This window comes from Bdellovibrio sp. HCB288 (assembly GCF_047305935.1).
Lineage (GTDB): Bacteria > Bdellovibrionota > Bdellovibrionia > Bdellovibrionales > Bdellovibrionaceae > Bdellovibrio.
Genome location: NZ_CP178619.1, coordinates 326,427 through 342,431, shown reverse-complemented (window position 1 = coordinate 342,431; position 16,005 = coordinate 326,427). Strand labels below are relative to the sequence as shown.

Below are 16,005 nucleotides of genomic sequence, written 5' to 3'. Positions count from 1 at the left end.
AAGTTTTAGAGCGAGGGGTGGTCACCTCGCTCTATTTTTTTGCTTAGTTTCCTGGTTCTGGTTGTGGTTCAGGTTCTGGTGCTGGAGTACCCTCTGTGATGGATTCCAATGCCAAGGTGGTTTTTGTTCCAGCAGTCACGTCCGTCAATTCGTGCTTGATCACACCAAATGGAACATCACCCATCCATGTTTTAATAATCCGTCCGTCGTCAGCAGTCACCGTGGTACGGCAGGCTTGATAGGTGCCCGTTGTTACCGCGACTTCCTCCATAGTGCCCCCCATCATCGCACAATTCGTCATGGTGTGCTGCCAGGCATCCGGCGACCACAGGCAGGACTTCATGATTTCTTCTGTGGTGGTTTCGTCACCTTTGGTGGTGTCCACTTTGACGGTCCATTTGTGAGATGTTAAATCAAATTTTGTGACTTCTTTGGTGACTGACATTTCGGTTTTTGATCCGTCCAGTTTTTCTTCGGCACCTTTCCACATTACTTTGTCTCCGACTGTTGGATATGCCATGGCGAAGCTTGAGGTTAGCAGCAGGGCTGCCAGCACTTTGGAAAACATAATGACCTCCTGTCATTGGGTTGGTTGAACAAAACGGTCCCAGCATCGCATGAAGGGATTTTCTTTGCTTTATGTATTCTGAAGGCGAGGTGTTAAGTACTTGAACACCCTTGAAAAAACTACCCAAGACTGCCGTTTCCTCCAGCTCAGAAGCTGTGAGTCCGCACTCAAATGGCCATGAATTTGCATTGATAAGTCCTGCTAATATCCCGCATTTGCAGATCGGAGGTCTATATGAAGTTAAAGTTTTATTTGGTAGCAGCAATGATGACCTTGGCGAGCACTGCTTTTTCCGCACGAAATATGAAGGACTCTGAGGGGGTCTATCGGCGTCGTACCGAGCCTCAGCAAATCACCATTCTTGACAGCGGTATTGCGTCCTTAAAAAAGCGCCTGGATATGATTGAAGGCGCAAAGCGTTCGATTGAAATGGAATACTTCATCTACAGCATCGACACCGCCGGTCGTCTGATCACGGATGCTTTGATTCGCAAGGCGCGCCAAGGTGTGAAGGTGCGAGTTATCGTGGACACCTCTTTGCCAATTTTTGAGCTGAACAAATACTACGCTTCGGTTTTGAAAGAGGCGGGGATTGAAGTTCATTATTACAACCCGGCGGTTTTGGTGCGTGTGGTGACGGTGCAGTTCCGCAGCCATCGTAAAACTTTGATTGTGGATGGTATCGAAGGAATCACCGGTGGTCGTAATATCGCCGACGAGTATTTTGATCTAAGCCGCGAATATAACTTTCTGGATACAGACATTGTGGTTAAGGGTTCCATCGTTCAGGACATGCTTAAAAGCTTCGAGGAGTTCTGGAATGCGGAGCTGACTGAAAATGCCCCGGTGGTCTCAGCACCGCGGCCTTCTGATTTTCCAAATCTAAGTGATGACTATCAAAATGATCCCTGGGCGCTTCAGGACAAAGATGCACGCATCAGCTTAAGTCGTTTTAAGGGCGAAGTTTCCCGATACAAGGAAGGCACTGCCAAGGCCAAGGCTTTCACCGTGTTGACTCCGGAAGATCACCGCGTCCGCCGCTATGTGGATACCCTGGGTGCGCAGCTTTTAGCCAAAGAAACCACGGCGATATGCAATGATACTCTTTTCGCAGCGGACTTTCCGGGCATGGGAGAGAAAACCCGCGTGCTGCGCAAGCAGCTGGCGTTGGAAGCAAGTCTGGCGACAAAGAAAGTCTTTATCGAGTCACCGTACTTTGTCGTAAAAAAAGAAATTTCGACCATTCTTGATGATCTGATTCGTCGTAAAGTTCAAATCAATGTAGTGTCGAACAGTCTGTATTCCACGGATGCCTTTTATACTCAGGCGGTGTTCGATACGCGCATTCGCCGTTGGACAGAATTGGGAGTGAATGTTTGGATGCACAAAGGGGCCATTAATCCTTCAGTGTATCCGGTGCTTCCCGAGGTGCGCGGTTCGCGTTGGGGGACTCACTCCAAGCGTGCAGTGATTGATGAAAAGACGATCATGGTAGGCACTTTTAACATGGACCCCAGATCCACTAACATCAATGCCGAGATGGCTTTGATTTGCCGTGATAATCCGAAGCTTGCAAAAGCCCTGCAGGAAAATATTCAGCAGCATATCGATGGCGCTGCAAAACTGAATCGTTATGGATTGCGTGAAGACGGTCGCCCGATGCACGAAAATGTGCCGCTATCCAAGAAGGTTCTTTTTTGGATGACATTGCCATTGGCGAACGTTTTGGACTTCTTATTATAGGCTAGAAAATCACACTGTCCGGAAGGCCCAGGCGAGCCGCGATGATACGTACGATTTCACTCGCGGTTTCCTCAAGCGCACGCTCGGTGACGTTGAAAACCGGCCAGCGGCGGTTTTGTTTAAAGATCTTTTCTGCGAATTCAATTTCTTTGGCGATGTGGGACATCGAGGCGTACTGGCCACCGGTGTCCTGGCCGAATTTTTCCAGACGGCTTTTGCGGATTCTTTGCAGGGAATCCATATCAATGATCAAGCCCACCACGCGGCGCTGATCGACTTTGAATAACTCTTCGGGAAGTGGTGCATCCAAGACCAACGGAACGTTGGCGACCTTCCAGCCTTTGTGACTTAGGAAGATCGACAGGGGAGTCTTGCTGGTACGCGAGATTCCCACCAGAACGATGTCCGCTTTATCCAACTCGGCAAAAGTTTTTCCGTCGTCGTGTTTAACAGTGTACTCAATCGCTTCAATGCGCTTGAAGTAACGCTCGTCCACGGCACGCAGGGCGCCCACGTGGGACTCGGAGTGCTCGCCAAAAAAAGTATCCAGAGTGCTTAGCAAAGGTCCGAGCAAATCGAAATGCGGAATGCCCTTGCCGGAAGCGTGCTCGCGAATTTTATTTCGCAGCGACGGACTGGCAACGGTGTAAGCCAGCATTCCGCGACGCTCGAAACATTCTTCGATCACGGCCTCGGCCTGAGCTTCAGTGCGCACATTTTTACTGCGGATGATGTTGATGTCTTTGGTGGAGTACTGAACCAAAGCAGCGCGAATCATCGTCGCCGCTGTTTCACCTGTACTGTCTGAGAGAATGTAGATGGTGTAGGTTTTGGCTTCAGGAGTCATTCGTTAGTCCGCAAATCCGTTGATCAATGAACGACGAACATTGTCAGTGTGATTTTGCAACCAGATGTCCGGCAGCTCGGAGAACAAAATGAATGAAAAATCAGGAGTTACTTTGATCAACAGGCATGTTGTTTTGTTTTCAGGATCCAGATGTTGCAGATTGGTCTTACGCAATATTGCAGCGGCATCAGTTTTAAGCCACGTCATCAAGCTGGCGTTAGGCAAAGAGATCGAGGATTTGGAGTTGTTTTTGAAAAGTTCAGAAACACCTTTGTTAAAAAAAGCCTGAGCCTTCCAGTTGCCATCGTGATTTTCCAAAAGGATGCCGGCTTGAAATAACATCGCCAGGCGGGAGAATACCACGATCGAGCGATCAATGTGATCCTCTGGTAAGCCTTGGGAAAGACCGCGCACCAGTGCTTCGTCACGGGACGCTTCGAATTCAGTTTGAATGCGTTCGCGCTCTTCAGATTGCGGATCGAAATCATTTTCCAAAAATGATTGAAGGCGTTTTTGAAATGTGGAGATTTTAGAGACCAAAGCTTGTGATAGACGTTCCATGATGCAATCCTCTTCACTTCATTGTGAAGCCACTGTGGAGGATTAATCAAGCACGACAGTGAAATCCTGGAAGGATTGAAGTTTGCCCCAGGCTTGTTGAAAGTTCCCGGTACTTTGTCCAGGTGGCAAAAACACACGCAGCGTGGGCTGTTGCAAGCCACTCCAAACCTGGGAGATTGATTCACACCAAGTGCCCAAATTGTCGTCCCAAGGAACAACAACAACCCATCTGTTTGGAAGCAGGGTTTCTGTGGCAATCATCATCGGTGCAGAGTTTGCGACCGGGCGATAGAACTTTTGCATTTCCGTTTCTTTAATCACTTCGTTCAAAAAAACGGGAACGTTGGCGGAGTGGTGGCGGGAGGACTTGCACAGCTGGAAATTCAAATACCAGTCCAGCTTGCCAGTCCATTGTGATTTCCCAAGTTGCGGCACGACCCACAGATCAGATCCGGGATTCAGGGCGCCAGCTTGGGAAAGCACATTCAAAGCCATTAGTGGACCTTGCTCACTTGATCCAAAAGCCCGTTAACGAAGCTTGCAGAGTCAGATGTGCCGTATTTTTTCGCGATCTCAACGGCTTCGTTGATGGCGATGTTTTCTTTGATAGGGTCGGCAGAGAATTTCATTTCCCAAACGGCGATACGCAAAATATTGCGATCGATCGTGGCCATACGTTCGACTTTCCAGTGAGCACTGGAAGCCTGGATTTTAGAATCCACAGCGGCTTTATCTGCCTGTACACCTTTGATCAAAAGATCGGCGTAAGAGATCGTCTCAGAGTCATAAGACTCTTCGAAAACATCCATAAACGTGCGAACGCTGATAGTGGGCGTGAACTCAGTTTGGAACAGGATTTGGAGAGCGAGCTCCCGGGCTTGTCGTCTTGCTGTCAGTTTCATGATTTGGCTTTTTCTCGCTTTCAACGAAGTTCATCGCAGTCAGGCTTAATTGTGGATTACTTGCATCGACAAAATCAAGCAGTTCAGCGTCTTCAAGCGTCTCAACAAATTCCTGGACGTCTTTAAAGGTACGATAAACACTCGCGAAACGAACATAAGCCACGTCATCAAGCTGTTTCAGTTCGGCCATCACTTTTTTGCCCAGCAGGCGAGAGCTCACTTCGGATTCGCCACGGTTGACGATCCAAGCTGCAATTCGCTCTACCACGGCATCGATTTGCGCGACGCTGACAGGACGTTTTTGGGTCGCAGCGGATAGACCTTTCAGAATTTTTTCTTTACTGAATGGTTCGCGGCGACCGTCTTTTTTAATGATGTATGGGAGGGCGATCATGATGGTTTCAACTGTCGAGAAACGAGCTTTGCACTCAAGGCATTCGCGACGGCGACGGATGCTGCCATCTTTCTGCACTCGCGTATCTAAAACTCTGTCATCGGCATGGCCACAAAATGGGCATTTCATAGTCTTTGGTCCCGTCCCAAAAGGTTAGGCCTAAATTAGGGAGGGACCCCCTGGGAGTCAATGGCTCGGGATGAATGACCTGTTGCATCATTTTGTCATGCAATGAGTTCCGCCTGGGGCCAAACTTTGGCTATGATAATTGTGAGTACGAGGTGTTTATGAAGAACGTTTTTTCTGTGATTTTGCCCCTATTATTGTTGGCTTCCTATGCCTCCGCACAACAACCCGTGGTCGGAAGAGACGCAGCGGCGAAATATTTTCAAAAAAACCCGGAAGACGACACCACTTATGTGGGTGGTGGAAATGGCAACAATAGCGGTCCTTCGGATCACTACCTGGCTCTTCACTATGGTCGCTACATGGCTTCTCAATCTTACGATTGGGGTAAAAATGGTCAGGAAGACAACGTGGGTGAAAACAGCTTCGGTGTCACTTATCGTGTCGGGGAGTGGTATAACTCCATGGATCTGGCTTTGCGTATGGAATACAACGACTACAAAGTTAGCGGCGAGAGCCCCAGCAAGATTTCCTTTTTACCCGTGATCATGTTCCCGGACGCCAGCTCACGTTTCCCACTTTATTTTGGCGCCGGTGCGGGGCTTGGTATTTTCATGAAACAAACCAACTCTAAATCAATGCTCACATTGGATTATCAATTGCTTGCCGGTGCACGCTTTTTCAATGTCTTTGAAAGTACTGGATTCTTCATTGAGGCTGGGTTAAGAAATTCCCTGTTTTTGCTCTCTTCAGGGCAGCTTAATGGAACCTTTTTAGCCGCTGGCTTGGTATTTACATTTTGAAAATTCACAGACATCTCGCAGAGGCCGTTGTTAATGGTTTGGAAGAAATCTTCGACCAGAACAAATACGCCGATAAAGTAATTCAATACAATCTTAAGGGGCACTCCAAGTGGGGTTCCCGTGATCGCAAATTTTTTGCTGAAACTGTTTACGAAGTGGTGCGCTGGTACCGCTTGCTGGAGTTCATGGGCCAAAGTGGCGACATGTGGCGCATCGTGGGTATTCAGTGGTTGCGTATGGGTTACGATCTTCCCCCCGATTGGGAAGAGTTCGAAGGCTTGAATTACGATTTCATCAAAGCCCGCGAAAAAGAGGCTCAAGAAAGATTCCCGGTGGCTCAATCCATTCCTGATTGGATGGATGCGCGCGGCCGTCAGGAATTGGGCGATATCTGGGAAAAAGTGGTCAAAGCATTGAATAAGCCCGCTGAAGTTTTCATGCGTGTGAATGCTTTGAAATTCACTCCAGATCAAGTGATCGAAGAACTTAAAAAAGCCGAGATCGAAGCCTTGCCGGTTTCTCCGGAATTGCCTTATGCATTGAAGCTTAAAGAGCGTCGTAACGTGTTCATCACTGAAGCCTTCCGTAAAGGCATGTTCGAAGTGCAGGACGCGGCTTCGCAAATGGTTGTGCCAATGCTTGATGTGCAACCAGGTCAGCGCGTGGTGGATGCCTGCGCGGGTGCTGGTGGTAAATCTTTGCACATCGCTTCGTTGATGAAAAACAAAGGCCGCATCATCTCTATGGATATCCACGAGTGGAAATTGCAAGAGTTGAAAGTGCGCGCGCGCCGTAACGGCATCGACATCATTGAAACTCGCGTGATTGATTCCAGCAAAGTGATTAAGCGTTTGCATGAAGAGGCAGACCGCGTGTTGTTGGATGTTCCATGTTCAGGTATGGGTGTGCTTCGTCGCAATCCCGATTCCAAGTGGAAGTTGACGGAGGATGAAATCGCTCGTTTGCAAACTCTGCAATACGAACTTCTGACGTCGTACTCGAAGATGACCAAAAAAGGCGGCAAGATGGTTTATGCCACTTGCAGTTTGTTGCCTTCTGAAAATGAAAAACAAATTGCGCGCTTTATGAGTGAGCATGGTGAGGGATGGACTCTTGAAAAAGAGATTCACCTGCGTCCTGATCGCGAAGGGTATGACGGCTTTTACGCCGCCTTGCTAATCAGAAAATAGTCTTTAAAATTTATGGCGATGAAGAATGAGGCCGTGAGTAGGGTCATAGGGGGAAACTCCCACTGTGACTCGGTCGCCGACAACAACTTTGATGTTGAAGCGCTTCATTTTTCCGCACAGACGGGCTCTGATTTCCACACCATTTTCAAGGTTCACGGTGTAGTTACCACCGGCATTCAGATCAGTTATTTTGCCATCTACATTGACCAAATCGTCTTTTGCCATTGATCCTCCAGTTGTTGTGAAAAAAAAGGGGACTTGCGCACAGCAAATCCCCATAGGATCTAAAAAAACTTAGTAAGAACGACGTGTGCCGAAGCCACTACGGCCACCAGCTCCACCACGGCTGTTGCCACCCATGCGTTTTTCTTGAGGTTTCGCTTCAGAGATATTCATCGCGCGACCGCCAAGATCCATACCATTCAATTTTTCAATTGCAGTATTAGCTTCGTTATCAGATTCCATTTCAACAAAGGCGAAACCTTTGCTGCGGCCTGTGTCGCGATCAGTGATGATGTTTGCAGAAAGAACAGTTCCGTGTGCTGCAAAAACCGAAGTCAGTTGATCAGAGTCCGTCGAAAAAGAAAGGTTGCCGACGTATATTTTTTTTCCCATTTTGTGCCTCCTAAAAAAGCTGGGGCCATTCGCAGAAGACAAAAGGAAATCTAATGAACTGGTGTGAACGGATGTGTGAGGGCAGTAGAACACGCCCCACTATGAATAGATATGCTTATTAATTGAACATCGAAAATAGGGTCCATCTCGGTCTCCAAGGAGATGAGTAAGGAAATGCATTCACTTTCTGGTCAAAGGACGCATCTGGCTTCAGCAGCGAACTCCTGAAATATACTCGACCAAGATCCAATAATGACAGTCGAACAGTTAAGAGTGCTTAACAGATTTCAGTCAAAATCCAGACAATCCGATCAGAATGATATGAAAACATGCGCGATACTTGTCATTCTGATTTTCACTGCATTGGCTCCACGGGCCCATGCTGAATTCATGTTGGACGTATCGGGCTCTTATATCTCTGAAAATACCGGTTCCACAGACGTCAAAGACGACGCAACCAAGTACTACTACAACATGACTGGATATCTGCGTCTGGCAAAAAAATGGTGGGCAGGGTGGAGCTATCTGGGAATCACGATGACTGGCAGCTCGAATGCCACAGGCGAATCAGTTGCGACATCTTTCCAAACTTCTGATACGGGTCCCACGATAAAGTATTTCTTTGGCAAGGGTGAAGTCTTCAGCATGAGTGCGAACTTCAATGTGATAGCTAAGGGCACCTACAAAAACGTCGTCACCGAAAATACCGAAGCTTGGACCGGAACCAGCTACATGGTCGGCTTCAGTATAATGCCAGAAATTAAATCCCGCTTCCGCATGGGAGTGGGATTGAACTACTATCACGCCGCCTACAGCAAAAAAACTGTCGATGGTACCGAGACTTCTGAGTCGAACACGAAGTCGTGGTTGTTTCCGACTTTATCCTTAAGTAAATCCTGGTAATTAAAAGAAGATCTTAATCCCTGACTTGATTCCCGTGCGATCGGTGATGGTTTCCACGGTGGAGCCAGCGGGAGTTAGTTTTTGGCTCTCCTTGTACCAGGCTCCGAAGATGCGCAGGGCTTTGAAGTCTATGAAAGCCCCTGCTTCAGAGTAATCCTCTTTCACATCACCCAATTGATCGTTGGTGGTGGGGAGGAAATAGCGATATTTGATATCCAAACCAAAATGCTTCGTTAAATACAGCTGCAAGTCCGCCTGCCCGAATTGCTGCCGCAATTTCGTCGCAGGGGTATCGGTCATGTCCCGGGTGCGCATTCCGTAGCTTAAGGTGAACCCGGTGTTTTGCAGGGAATTTCCCAGAAGACGTAGGTTGAACATTCCTGATAGGTCTGAGTAATTTTCAGGATTAATGTTGGCGTACTCAAGCCCCAGGCCCACGAATTGCGCGTAGGCTGCCAACTCTCCAGAAAATGATGTCGCACTTTTATCCGGGGAGCTGCCGTCTTGGACATGCTTGTCGTAGGACAAATAGCTTCCACCCAACATCAGTTCATAGGGAGAAGGACTGTTCAAGGAAAGCCACTGATCCATCATTTGGTTTTTCTCTTTTATTGCCAGCCAGTCGGAAAGGGACCAGCGGCCCTTTTCGCGGGCGGCGGCGCGCTTGGTCCAATCGAACCCGCTACTCCATTTTGACGCTGTTTGGGCGTGAGATTGGAAGCCAAAGGACATAATGCATAACAGAAGTAAGAATGAAAATCTGGACATGCATACATTTTCTCGCTTTATTAAGGCGTAGTCTAAAATTTTCCCTGTTGAGACACAGGATGAGACATAAACATGAGACGTAAAAATCTGTCTCAAAAAAGGATGAACAGTGGTTCACGATTTAGATCCCTTTGCTTTAAGAATTTCTGGTGACTTTGGTGTGCGTTGGTATGGCCTCTCTTACATGATGGGGTTCATCTGTGCCTACTTGTTAATCAAATGGCTGGCACAACGCCAACGCTCGGGCCTTAATGCCCAAATGGTAGGCGATTTCATCACATATACGGCGATTGGTACATTGGTAGGAGGCCGTCTTGGCTACGTGTTCTTCTACGGCCCTGACCTACTGTGGAAATTCAAGTCTTCCTTCCCTTTCTGGGGGGTGTTGGCGGTGAATGAAGGTGGCATGGCGAGTCACGGCGGTATCATCGGTATCGTGATCGCATGCTTGTTGTACGCACGTAAGTATTCTGTGAATGCGACGTACCTGTTTGACCTTGTGGCCGTTGTCGGTCCATTGGGGGTCTTCTTTGGGCGTATCGCAAACTTCATCAACGGTGAGTTGGTGGGGCGTCCTTGTGATCCATCTTACCCATTGGCGGTGAAGTTTCCTCAAGACATCGAGATGTGGCCTTCCCAGGATTTCTCTCGTCTGAATGACCTGACCACGGTGGTGGATAAAGTTGGTATCAGCCGTGAAACTTGGTTGGAGCTTTTGGGTAAATTCCATATGGATCAAGCCGCTCGCGAACAGGTTTATGGCACTCTTCATAATGTTGTGTTGTCCATTCAGGATGGCAATGCGGCTGCGAAAGCTGCGATTGAACCATTTTTGACTCCACGCTATCCGTCGCAATTGTTCGCAGCAGTGGGCGAGGGGTTGTTCCTGTTTATCGTGCTTTTCTTCTTGTGGAGAAAACCGCGCAAACCAGGCTTTATCGCTTCCACATTCATCGTGCTTTATGCATTGGTGAGAATTGCTGATGAACACTTCCGCATGCCTGATGCGCAAATCGGTTTCCAATGGTTGGGTCTGACTCGTGGTCAATGGCTGAGCGTTGTGATGCTGGCCGTGGGCTTCTTGTTGATGTTCGTGTGGAGCCGTTCGGGTTCGTTGAAGATCCCGGGTTGGGGCCGCGGCCATTCGATTCGTTTGAATAGAAAATAATTAGTTATATCAAAAAAAAGGGCGGTGAAGAACCGCCCTTTTTTTTTAAATCTTGAAGCTGTAATCAGCAATTTCACTGCGGGGAACGACGGCTTGGTCGCCGGTAACAAAGTTTTTCACAGTGACCGTGCCACTGGAAACCTCATTGCCTCCCAAAATCAAAGCGTAGTGTGCTCCCTTGTTGTTGGCCTTTTGCATTTTCTTGCCCATTTTACCTGATAAAAAGTTTTCGACCTTGATTCCACGGGAGCGGATTTCGTGGGCAAGTTTCACGCTCTCATCTTCGCCGGCATCATCGGCGCCAATCACTGCCACCAAAACTTCTTTGGCAAGTGCCAACTCTTTTGGTGTGAGATCTGCCAAGCGATCAATACCTGCGGCCCAACCCACTCCTGGAGTTTTTGGTCCACCCATCATTTCAATCAGGCCGTCATAACGACCTCCTGCCAAGACGGTTCCTTGTGCGCCTAGTTTTGAAGTCGTGAATTCAAAAACAGTGTGACAGTAGTAGTCCAAGCCGCGCACAAGGTGGTTGTTCACTTTGAAGGGGATTCCCAGTTTTTCAATTCCTGCCAAAACCTTCTTGAAAAAAGTTTGTGAAGTTTCATTGAGGTATTGCTCTAGTTTGGGCGCATCGGCATTGAGCTTTTTGTCGCCGTCGTCTTTGGAATCCAAAATGCGCAGGGGATTCTTCTCGAGACGATTTTTGGAGTCAGTTGACAGTTGTGATTCGTTGGATTTGAAGTAAGTCACCAAAGCGTCGCGATAAGCAGCGCGGCTTTCTGCGTCACCTAAAGTGTTAATCTCAAGAGTGCAATCCGCGGAAATTCCAATCTGCTGCAACAAGTCCCAAGCCATGGCAATACACTCCACATCTGCGTGAGGAGTGTCATAACCTAGACACTCTGCGCCCAATTGGAAGAATTGGCGATAGCGGCCCTTTTGAGGTCTCTCATAACGAAACATGGGGCCAGAATAATAAAACTTCAGAGGAAGATTTTGGCTCATGCCTTCTGAAATAAAAGCCCTCGCCACGCCGGCAGTTCCTTCGGGACGCAGGGTCAGGCTCTCTCCGCCGCGATCTGTAAAGTCGTACGTCTCTTTACTGACAACGTCTGAGGTTTCGCCCAAAGTGCGATGAAATACTTCAGAAAATTCGAAAATAGGCGTTTCTATTTCGCCAAAACCATAAAGTTTTGCTTTTTGATAGGCTGATTCTTCGACAAAACGGAAGACATTGCTGTCTTCAGGAAGTAGATCGCGCGTGCCTCGCACTCTTTGGATTTTTTCGCTCATATTTTAGACCCTCATAGTATCGGAGTTTTTTGTTATATCAGCCCATTTTCAGTCACGCAAAGCTATTGCAATTAAGGGGTTCGAGGGCTTTAATTAAGTAATGAAGAAGTGGCTTATCCCGGGGATCCTTATCTTAGCCGTCATCGTCGCTGTCGCAGTTTATCAAATACTGGCTGGTGGACCGAGCATTGCTGGCGAAACAGTCAATTGGCGCCAATTAGGCGAACTTGATTATATCACCGGAAATGCGCCACCAGAGCTAAAAGCCTTGGATAATCAACCGGTGAAGCTTCCAGGTTTTATGGTGCCCCTTGAGGACGAGCAACGTCAGGTTGTGGAGTTTCTTTTGGTGCCAAGTCCGCAGGCGTGCATCCACGTTCCAGCTCCGCCGCCGAATCAGATGGTTTATGTCAAAATGAAAAAGGGTGTGCCGGCAATGCAGGGCCCAATTTGGGTGTATGGCACTTTGAAACTCGTAACCAAGCAGTCAATGTATGGTGACGCATCCTTCGAAATAACAGGTGAGGCTATTGAGCCTTACAAATAGGAGGTAACATGTTCAAGGCACTTTTTATTTCTGTATTTTCTTTGGCCGCAGTTGAATCAATAGCACATGCACACGGTGTGGCCACAGTAGATGTTGCGTTCGATGGCAAGAATGGGAAAATCCAGTTCCATGCGCCGGCATCCAGCATCTATGGCTTTGAGTACGAAGCTAAGTCAGCTAAGGATAAAGCCAATAAAGAAGCGGGTCTGAAGAAGTTTAATGATAAAGTGAATGACTTGTTTCAGTTTGCGGCGGACAACAAGTGTGAAGTAAAAATGGATTATAACGAAGTCGTGCAAAAGGAAAAGCATGCGGACGTTAATGCCACTTACAATGTCACTTGTGAAGTTGCGCCGGCAGGAACAGCTGTGACTTTGGGAGTTCAGGATGTGTTCAAACGAGTGAAGGCCGTTAAGGTCAATGTCATCTCCGGTGACACCCAGAAGTCCCAGGAAATTAAGAAAAGCGGAGAAAAGGTTGAGCTCTAGTGAATCTTTGATTGAAATTCAGAATCTGGAATACTCCTATGCCGGGGATAATAAGCCGACATTGGTGATTCCAGAGTTTTCTGTACGAAAAGGCGAGGAGCTGTTTTTGTATGGACCTAGTGGCACCGGTAAAACAACGCTTTTGGAATGCTTGGCAGGGGTTCTGCCTTTGTCCAAGGGAAGTGTGAAAATCCTGGGTCGGGACCTGGCTCAAATGAGTTCTGCACAGCGAGATGCTTTTCGCGCTGAACACATGGGTTATGTCTTTCAGAGTTTCAATTTGATTCCTTATTTGTCAGTCATTGAAAACATCGAGTTGCCTTTGCATCTAAGTCCCGTACGCAAAGCCCGATTGGGCAGTGTGGACACCGATATGGTGATTCGTGCTTTGTGCGGAAACTTGGGAATCGGTGATTTGCTGGATAAAAAAGTGACTGAGTTGAGTGTCGGACAGCAGCAGCGTGTGGCTGTCGCGCGGGCCTTGTTGGGGAAACCTGATTTGTTATTGGCCGATGAGCCAACGTCAGCATTGGATGCTGACCATCGCGAGAAATTTTTGAAGCTGCTTTTTGATTTGTCAGAACTCTATGGCACGACTGTGGTCTTTGTTTCCCATGATCGTGGCATTGAAAACTTATTTACCCGTTCCGTGTCGCTGGAATCAATTAACAGGACAACATGATGATCTTCTTGAACCTGGCTATTAAATCTTTAAAAAATCGCGCTTTTGCGACGACGTTGACGGTGTTTTCAATTGCACTTAGCGTTGCATTGTTTTTGTCGGTGGAGCGTGCACAACGGGCCGCTGAAGAAGGCTTCACGCAAACGATTTCCAAAACAGATTTGATTGTCGGTGCGCGCAGTGGTCCATTGCAGTTGATTCTATACACAGTGTTCAATATAGGGACGCCGACACAGAATGTGTCCTTTGAGACTTATCAGGAAATACAAAAACATCCGGCAGTTGCCTGGACAATTCCTTATTCGCTGGGGGACAGTCATCGTGGGTTCCGCGTGGTTGGAACCACTTCCGATTTCTTTAAGCATTACCACTTCCGTGGCGATCAAAAAGTGTCTTTGCAGTCTGGAAAAGAAGTTCAGGGATTGTGGGATGTCGTCGTTGGTTTCGAAGTCGCGCGTCAGTTGGGTTACCGCCTGGGAGACAGTGTTGTCATCGCGCACGGAGTGACCAAGGGTGAGGGGATTGTTCATCACGATCACCGACCTTTTAAAATTACCGGCATCATGGCTCCGACGGGGACACCGTTGGATCGTGCGGTGTATATCAGCCTGGAAGGTATGGAGGCCTTGCACATGGACTGGCAAGATGGTGCTATGCCTGTTGCCGGCAAGGAAACACCGACTTCGCAAATCAAAAAAGAAAATATCAAGATCGATAACATCACGTCTTTTTTTATTGGCACAAAATCGCGCATTGAAACACTGAAGCTGCAACGTGAAATCAATGAGTACCAGAAGGAGCCATTGCTGGCGATCATTCCTGGGGCGACCTTGAGTGAGCTATGGCATAGCCTTTCTTATGTGGAAAATGTTTTGCGCATTATTTCCTGGATGGTGTTGGCTGTGGGGTTCATGGGGATGCTGATTGCCTTGACCACCACGCTGAACGAGCGTCGTCGTGAAATGGCGATTCTGCGCGCAGTGGGGGCGACTCCGGGCCAGATTGTTGGCTTGTTGGTGTTTGAATCGGCAGTTTTGACGGTGGTCGGCGTTATAACCGGTGTGATTCTTTCTTTGTTACTGACGTACTCCTTGAAGCCCTGGTTGCAAAACAATTTCGGTTTGTACCTGGAAGGTTCGGCGATTGCGTCGAAGGAACTTGTCTATATATTTGTGGCGATCCTTGTCGGTGTGTTGATTGGGTTGATTCCCGCTCTTCGTGCGCAAAAGCAGGCATTGAAAGACGGACTGAGCGTTCGCGTCTAAACGCCCTGACACTTCCCTGACATAATCTTAACGGGGAAGTGATTCCTCTAAGGCTGGGACTTTGTTAGTTTTCTGATATCCAAGATATCGGAGGATATAAAATGAAGTTCTTTATCGCCAGCGCTTTGGTTCTTAGCGCATTTGCCGCAAAAGCGGAATCCCTAGTGAAAATTGATGGTTCAAGCACTGTGTTTCCAGTGACAGAAGCTGTTTCTGAGGAGTTTCAAGCAAGCACTAAAGGTGCTATTCGCGTGACTGTGGGTGTTTCCGGCACAGGTGGCGGTTTCAAAAAATTCTGCCGTGGCGAAACAGACATCCAAAATGCGTCACGCCCGATCACTAAAGAAGAAATGAAAGCGTGCCGCGATTCCAAAGTGACTTATTACGAGTTGCCAATCGCCTTCGATGCCATCGCGATCGTTGTGAATCCAAAAAATGACTGGGTGAAAGAAATCACAGCAGCAGAACTTAAAAAGATGTGGGAGCCGGAAGCTCAAGGCAAAGTCATGACTTGGAAACAAGTGAACTCGAAATGGCCTGACGAGAAACTGTCCCTGTTCGGTGCTTCCACTGACAACGGCACCTTTGACTACTTCACAGAGGCGATCGTTGAGAAATCAAAATCCTCCCGCGGTGATTACACGGCTTCTGTGGATCATAACACACGCGTGACGGGTGTGAATGGTGCAAAGGGTGGCTTGGGCTATCTTCCGTTCGCATACTACCTGACGAACAAAGATAAATTGAAACTTTTGGGAGTAGTGGGTGGTCCAAAAGCTCCATCCAAAAAAGCCGTTTTGCCGACTGAGAAAACGGTGATGTCAGGGGAGTACAATCCGTTGTCCCGTCCGATCTTCATTTACGTTTCTCAAGAGGCTATTGCTTCGAAACCGCATGTTAAACAATACGTGGATTTTTATTTGAACAATGCTGCTGAAATGGCAAAACAAGTTCAATACATCCCACTTCCAGCAAACGCTTATAAAATGGCAAAGGAACATGTGGAGAAAAAGAAAACGGGCTCCGTTTTCAAAGGTGAAGCGCACGTTGGTTTGACGATTGAGCAGATTCTAAAAAAAGAAGCGGCTCTTTAGGCCGCTTGCTTTTGAATAGTCCCTCTATGAGCGGCGGTCCCCAAA

General features: G+C 47.8%; 20 protein-coding genes. 10 read left to right on the top strand and 10 right to left on the bottom strand.

The window, feature by feature from the left end:
- Window positions 1-43 precede the first annotated feature (43 nt).
- Window positions 44-568 carry a hypothetical protein gene (locus ACLVWR_RS01645; protein ID WP_413582216.1) on the bottom strand — a complete coding sequence of 175 codons (525 nt, stop codon included), beginning with the start codon at window positions 566-568 and terminating at the stop codon, window positions 44-46.
- A gap of 234 nt (window positions 569-802) precedes the next feature.
- Here ACLVWR_RS01645 and ACLVWR_RS01640 point away from each other — a divergent pair, with 234 nt between their 5' ends.
- Window positions 803-2,311, top strand: coding sequence for a phospholipase D-like domain-containing protein (locus ACLVWR_RS01640; RefSeq protein ID WP_413582215.1), 1,509 nt, complete (start codon window positions 803-805; stop codon window positions 2,309-2,311).
- Window position 2,312: 1 nt separating this feature from the next.
- On the opposite strand, the gene ACLVWR_RS01635 is transcribed toward ACLVWR_RS01640, so the two are convergent.
- The 5 genes from ACLVWR_RS01635 to nrdR are packed head-to-tail and all read right to left on the bottom strand — an operon-like array spanning window position 2,313 to window position 5,144.
- Window positions 2,313-3,158 (bottom strand): pyruvate, water dikinase regulatory protein, encoded by an 846-nt coding sequence (locus ACLVWR_RS01635; RefSeq protein WP_413582214.1) that lies wholly within the window; start codon window positions 3,156-3,158, stop codon window positions 2,313-2,315.
- A 3-nt stretch (window positions 3,159-3,161) separates the two neighbouring features.
- Window positions 3,162-3,719: a GTP cyclohydrolase gene (locus ACLVWR_RS01630; RefSeq protein ID WP_413582213.1), complete on the bottom strand. Its 558-nt coding sequence runs from the start codon at window positions 3,717-3,719 to the stop codon at window positions 3,162-3,164.
- Window positions 3,720-3,761: 42 nt separating this feature from the next.
- Window positions 3,762-4,214 carry a hypothetical protein gene (locus ACLVWR_RS01625; RefSeq protein WP_413582212.1) on the bottom strand — a complete coding sequence of 151 codons (453 nt, stop codon included), beginning with the start codon at window positions 4,212-4,214 and terminating at the stop codon, window positions 3,762-3,764.
- On the bottom strand, window positions 4,214-4,621 hold the full coding sequence (nusB, locus tag ACLVWR_RS01620) for a transcription antitermination factor NusB (RefSeq protein ID WP_413582211.1): 408 nt from the start codon (window positions 4,619-4,621) through the stop codon (window positions 4,214-4,216). Before nusB ends, ACLVWR_RS01625 begins: the two co-directional genes overlap by 1 nt.
- Window positions 4,560-5,144: a transcriptional regulator NrdR gene (nrdR, locus tag ACLVWR_RS01615; protein ID WP_413558070.1), complete on the bottom strand. Its 585-nt coding sequence runs from the start codon at window positions 5,142-5,144 to the stop codon at window positions 4,560-4,562. Before nrdR ends, nusB begins: the two co-directional genes overlap by 62 nt.
- Window positions 5,145-5,302: 158 nt before the next feature.
- Between nrdR and ACLVWR_RS01610 the strand changes: the two genes are divergently transcribed.
- Window positions 5,303-5,944 carry a hypothetical protein gene (locus ACLVWR_RS01610; protein ID WP_413582210.1) on the top strand — a complete coding sequence of 214 codons (642 nt, stop codon included), beginning with the start codon at window positions 5,303-5,305 and terminating at the stop codon, window positions 5,942-5,944.
- Window positions 5,941-7,134: an RsmB/NOP family class I SAM-dependent RNA methyltransferase gene (locus tag ACLVWR_RS01605; protein ID WP_413582209.1), complete on the top strand. Its 1,194-nt coding sequence runs from the start codon at window positions 5,941-5,943 to the stop codon at window positions 7,132-7,134. The genes ACLVWR_RS01610 and ACLVWR_RS01605 overlap by 4 nt, the downstream gene beginning before the upstream one ends.
- 3 nt (window positions 7,135-7,137) lie before the next feature.
- On the opposite strand, the gene infA is transcribed toward ACLVWR_RS01605, so the two are convergent.
- Both infA and ACLVWR_RS01595 read right to left on the bottom strand, forming a co-directional pair.
- Window positions 7,138-7,359 (bottom strand): translation initiation factor IF-1, encoded by a 222-nt coding sequence (gene infA / locus ACLVWR_RS01600; protein WP_413575343.1) that lies wholly within the window; start codon window positions 7,357-7,359, stop codon window positions 7,138-7,140.
- 69 nt (window positions 7,360-7,428) lie between these two features.
- On the bottom strand, window positions 7,429-7,749 hold the full coding sequence (locus ACLVWR_RS01595; RefSeq protein WP_413582208.1) for an RNA recognition motif domain-containing protein: 321 nt from the start codon (window positions 7,747-7,749) through the stop codon (window positions 7,429-7,431).
- Between the two features lie 321 nt (window positions 7,750-8,070).
- Here ACLVWR_RS01595 and ACLVWR_RS01590 point away from each other — a divergent pair, with 321 nt between their 5' ends.
- The gene (locus tag ACLVWR_RS01590) at window positions 8,071-8,652 is read left to right on the top strand and encodes a hypothetical protein (RefSeq protein WP_413582207.1); all 582 of its coding nucleotides are present in this window, start codon (window positions 8,071-8,073) and stop codon (window positions 8,650-8,652) included.
- On the opposite strand, the gene ACLVWR_RS01585 is transcribed toward ACLVWR_RS01590, so the two are convergent.
- Complete coding sequence (locus tag ACLVWR_RS01585) at window positions 8,653-9,420, bottom strand: hypothetical protein (protein ID WP_413582206.1); 768 nt, start codon at window positions 9,418-9,420, stop codon at window positions 8,653-8,655.
- 109 nt (window positions 9,421-9,529) lie between these two features.
- On the opposite strand from ACLVWR_RS01585, the gene lgt reads away from it, so the two are divergent.
- Complete coding sequence (gene lgt / locus ACLVWR_RS01580; protein WP_413582205.1) at window positions 9,530-10,588, top strand: prolipoprotein diacylglyceryl transferase; 1,059 nt, start codon at window positions 9,530-9,532, stop codon at window positions 10,586-10,588.
- A 45-nt stretch (window positions 10,589-10,633) separates the two neighbouring features.
- Here lgt and hisS read toward each other — a convergent pair whose 3' ends face one another.
- A complete protein-coding gene (gene hisS, locus ACLVWR_RS01575; protein WP_413582204.1) occupies window positions 10,634-11,884 on the bottom strand; it encodes a histidine--tRNA ligase in 1,251 nt (416 codons plus the stop codon).
- Between the two features lie 100 nt (window positions 11,885-11,984).
- On the opposite strand from hisS, the gene ACLVWR_RS01570 reads away from it, so the two are divergent.
- The 5 genes from ACLVWR_RS01570 (at window position 11,985) to ACLVWR_RS01550 (ending at window position 15,960) form a co-directional block, all read left to right on the top strand.
- The gene (locus ACLVWR_RS01570; RefSeq protein WP_413582203.1) at window positions 11,985-12,431 is read left to right on the top strand and encodes a DUF3299 domain-containing protein; all 447 of its coding nucleotides are present in this window, start codon (window positions 11,985-11,987) and stop codon (window positions 12,429-12,431) included.
- 8 nt (window positions 12,432-12,439) lie between these two features.
- Window positions 12,440-12,919: a ZrgA family zinc uptake protein gene (locus tag ACLVWR_RS01565; protein WP_413582202.1), complete on the top strand. Its 480-nt coding sequence runs from the start codon at window positions 12,440-12,442 to the stop codon at window positions 12,917-12,919.
- Window positions 12,852-13,601 (top strand): ABC transporter ATP-binding protein, encoded by a 750-nt coding sequence (locus ACLVWR_RS01560; protein ID WP_413582201.1) that lies wholly within the window; start codon window positions 12,852-12,854, stop codon window positions 13,599-13,601. The genes ACLVWR_RS01565 and ACLVWR_RS01560 overlap by 68 nt, the downstream gene beginning before the upstream one ends.
- Window positions 13,598-14,866: an ABC transporter permease gene (locus tag ACLVWR_RS01555; protein WP_413582200.1), complete on the top strand. Its 1,269-nt coding sequence runs from the start codon at window positions 13,598-13,600 to the stop codon at window positions 14,864-14,866. Before ACLVWR_RS01560 ends, ACLVWR_RS01555 begins: the two co-directional genes overlap by 4 nt.
- Window positions 14,867-14,967: 101 nt before the next feature.
- Window positions 14,968-15,960 carry a PstS family phosphate ABC transporter substrate-binding protein gene (locus ACLVWR_RS01550; protein WP_413582199.1) on the top strand — a complete coding sequence of 331 codons (993 nt, stop codon included), beginning with the start codon at window positions 14,968-14,970 and terminating at the stop codon, window positions 15,958-15,960.
- The last annotated feature ends 45 nt before the right edge of the window (window positions 15,961-16,005 follow it).

What these genes read in the sequence shown, in the direction of transcription:
- nrdR (WP_413558070.1), bottom strand. Translation starts at nt 5,144, where the DNA reads ATGAAATGCCCATTTTGTGGCCATGCCGATGACAGAGTTTTAGATACG.
- nusB (WP_413582211.1), bottom strand. Translation starts at nt 4,621, where the DNA reads ATGAAACTGACAGCAAGACGACAAGCCCGGGAGCTCGCTCTCCAAATC.
- ACLVWR_RS01560 (WP_413582201.1), top strand. Translation starts at nt 12,852, where the DNA reads ATGTCATCTCCGGTGACACCCAGAAGTCCCAGGAAATTAAGAAAAGCG.
- infA (WP_413575343.1), bottom strand. Translation starts at nt 7,359, where the DNA reads ATGGCAAAAGACGATTTGGTCAATGTAGATGGCAAAATAACTGATCTG.
- ACLVWR_RS01645 (WP_413582216.1), bottom strand. Translation starts at nt 568, where the DNA reads ATGTTTTCCAAAGTGCTGGCAGCCCTGCTGCTAACCTCAAGCTTCGCC.
- ACLVWR_RS01630 (WP_413582213.1), bottom strand. Translation starts at nt 3,719, where the DNA reads ATGGAACGTCTATCACAAGCTTTGGTCTCTAAAATCTCCACATTTCAA.
- ACLVWR_RS01565 (WP_413582202.1), top strand. Translation starts at nt 12,440, where the DNA reads ATGTTCAAGGCACTTTTTATTTCTGTATTTTCTTTGGCCGCAGTTGAA.
- ACLVWR_RS01635 (WP_413582214.1), bottom strand. Translation starts at nt 3,158, where the DNA reads ATGACTCCTGAAGCCAAAACCTACACCATCTACATTCTCTCAGACAGT.
- ACLVWR_RS01595 (WP_413582208.1), bottom strand. Translation starts at nt 7,749, where the DNA reads ATGGGAAAAAAAATATACGTCGGCAACCTTTCTTTTTCGACGGACTCT.
- ACLVWR_RS01610 (WP_413582210.1), top strand. Translation starts at nt 5,303, where the DNA reads ATGAAGAACGTTTTTTCTGTGATTTTGCCCCTATTATTGTTGGCTTCC.
- ACLVWR_RS01550 (WP_413582199.1), top strand. Translation starts at nt 14,968, where the DNA reads ATGAAGTTCTTTATCGCCAGCGCTTTGGTTCTTAGCGCATTTGCCGCA.
- ACLVWR_RS01590 (WP_413582207.1), top strand. Translation starts at nt 8,071, where the DNA reads ATGAAAACATGCGCGATACTTGTCATTCTGATTTTCACTGCATTGGCT.
- ACLVWR_RS01570 (WP_413582203.1), top strand. Translation starts at nt 11,985, where the DNA reads ATGAAGAAGTGGCTTATCCCGGGGATCCTTATCTTAGCCGTCATCGTC.
- ACLVWR_RS01585 (WP_413582206.1), bottom strand. Translation starts at nt 9,420, where the DNA reads ATGTCCAGATTTTCATTCTTACTTCTGTTATGCATTATGTCCTTTGGC.
- ACLVWR_RS01555 (WP_413582200.1), top strand. Translation starts at nt 13,598, where the DNA reads ATGATGATCTTCTTGAACCTGGCTATTAAATCTTTAAAAAATCGCGCT.
- ACLVWR_RS01640 (WP_413582215.1), top strand. Translation starts at nt 803, where the DNA reads ATGAAGTTAAAGTTTTATTTGGTAGCAGCAATGATGACCTTGGCGAGC.
- hisS (WP_413582204.1), bottom strand. Translation starts at nt 11,884, where the DNA reads ATGAGCGAAAAAATCCAAAGAGTGCGAGGCACGCGCGATCTACTTCCT.
- ACLVWR_RS01625 (WP_413582212.1), bottom strand. Translation starts at nt 4,214, where the DNA reads ATGGCTTTGAATGTGCTTTCCCAAGCTGGCGCCCTGAATCCCGGATCT.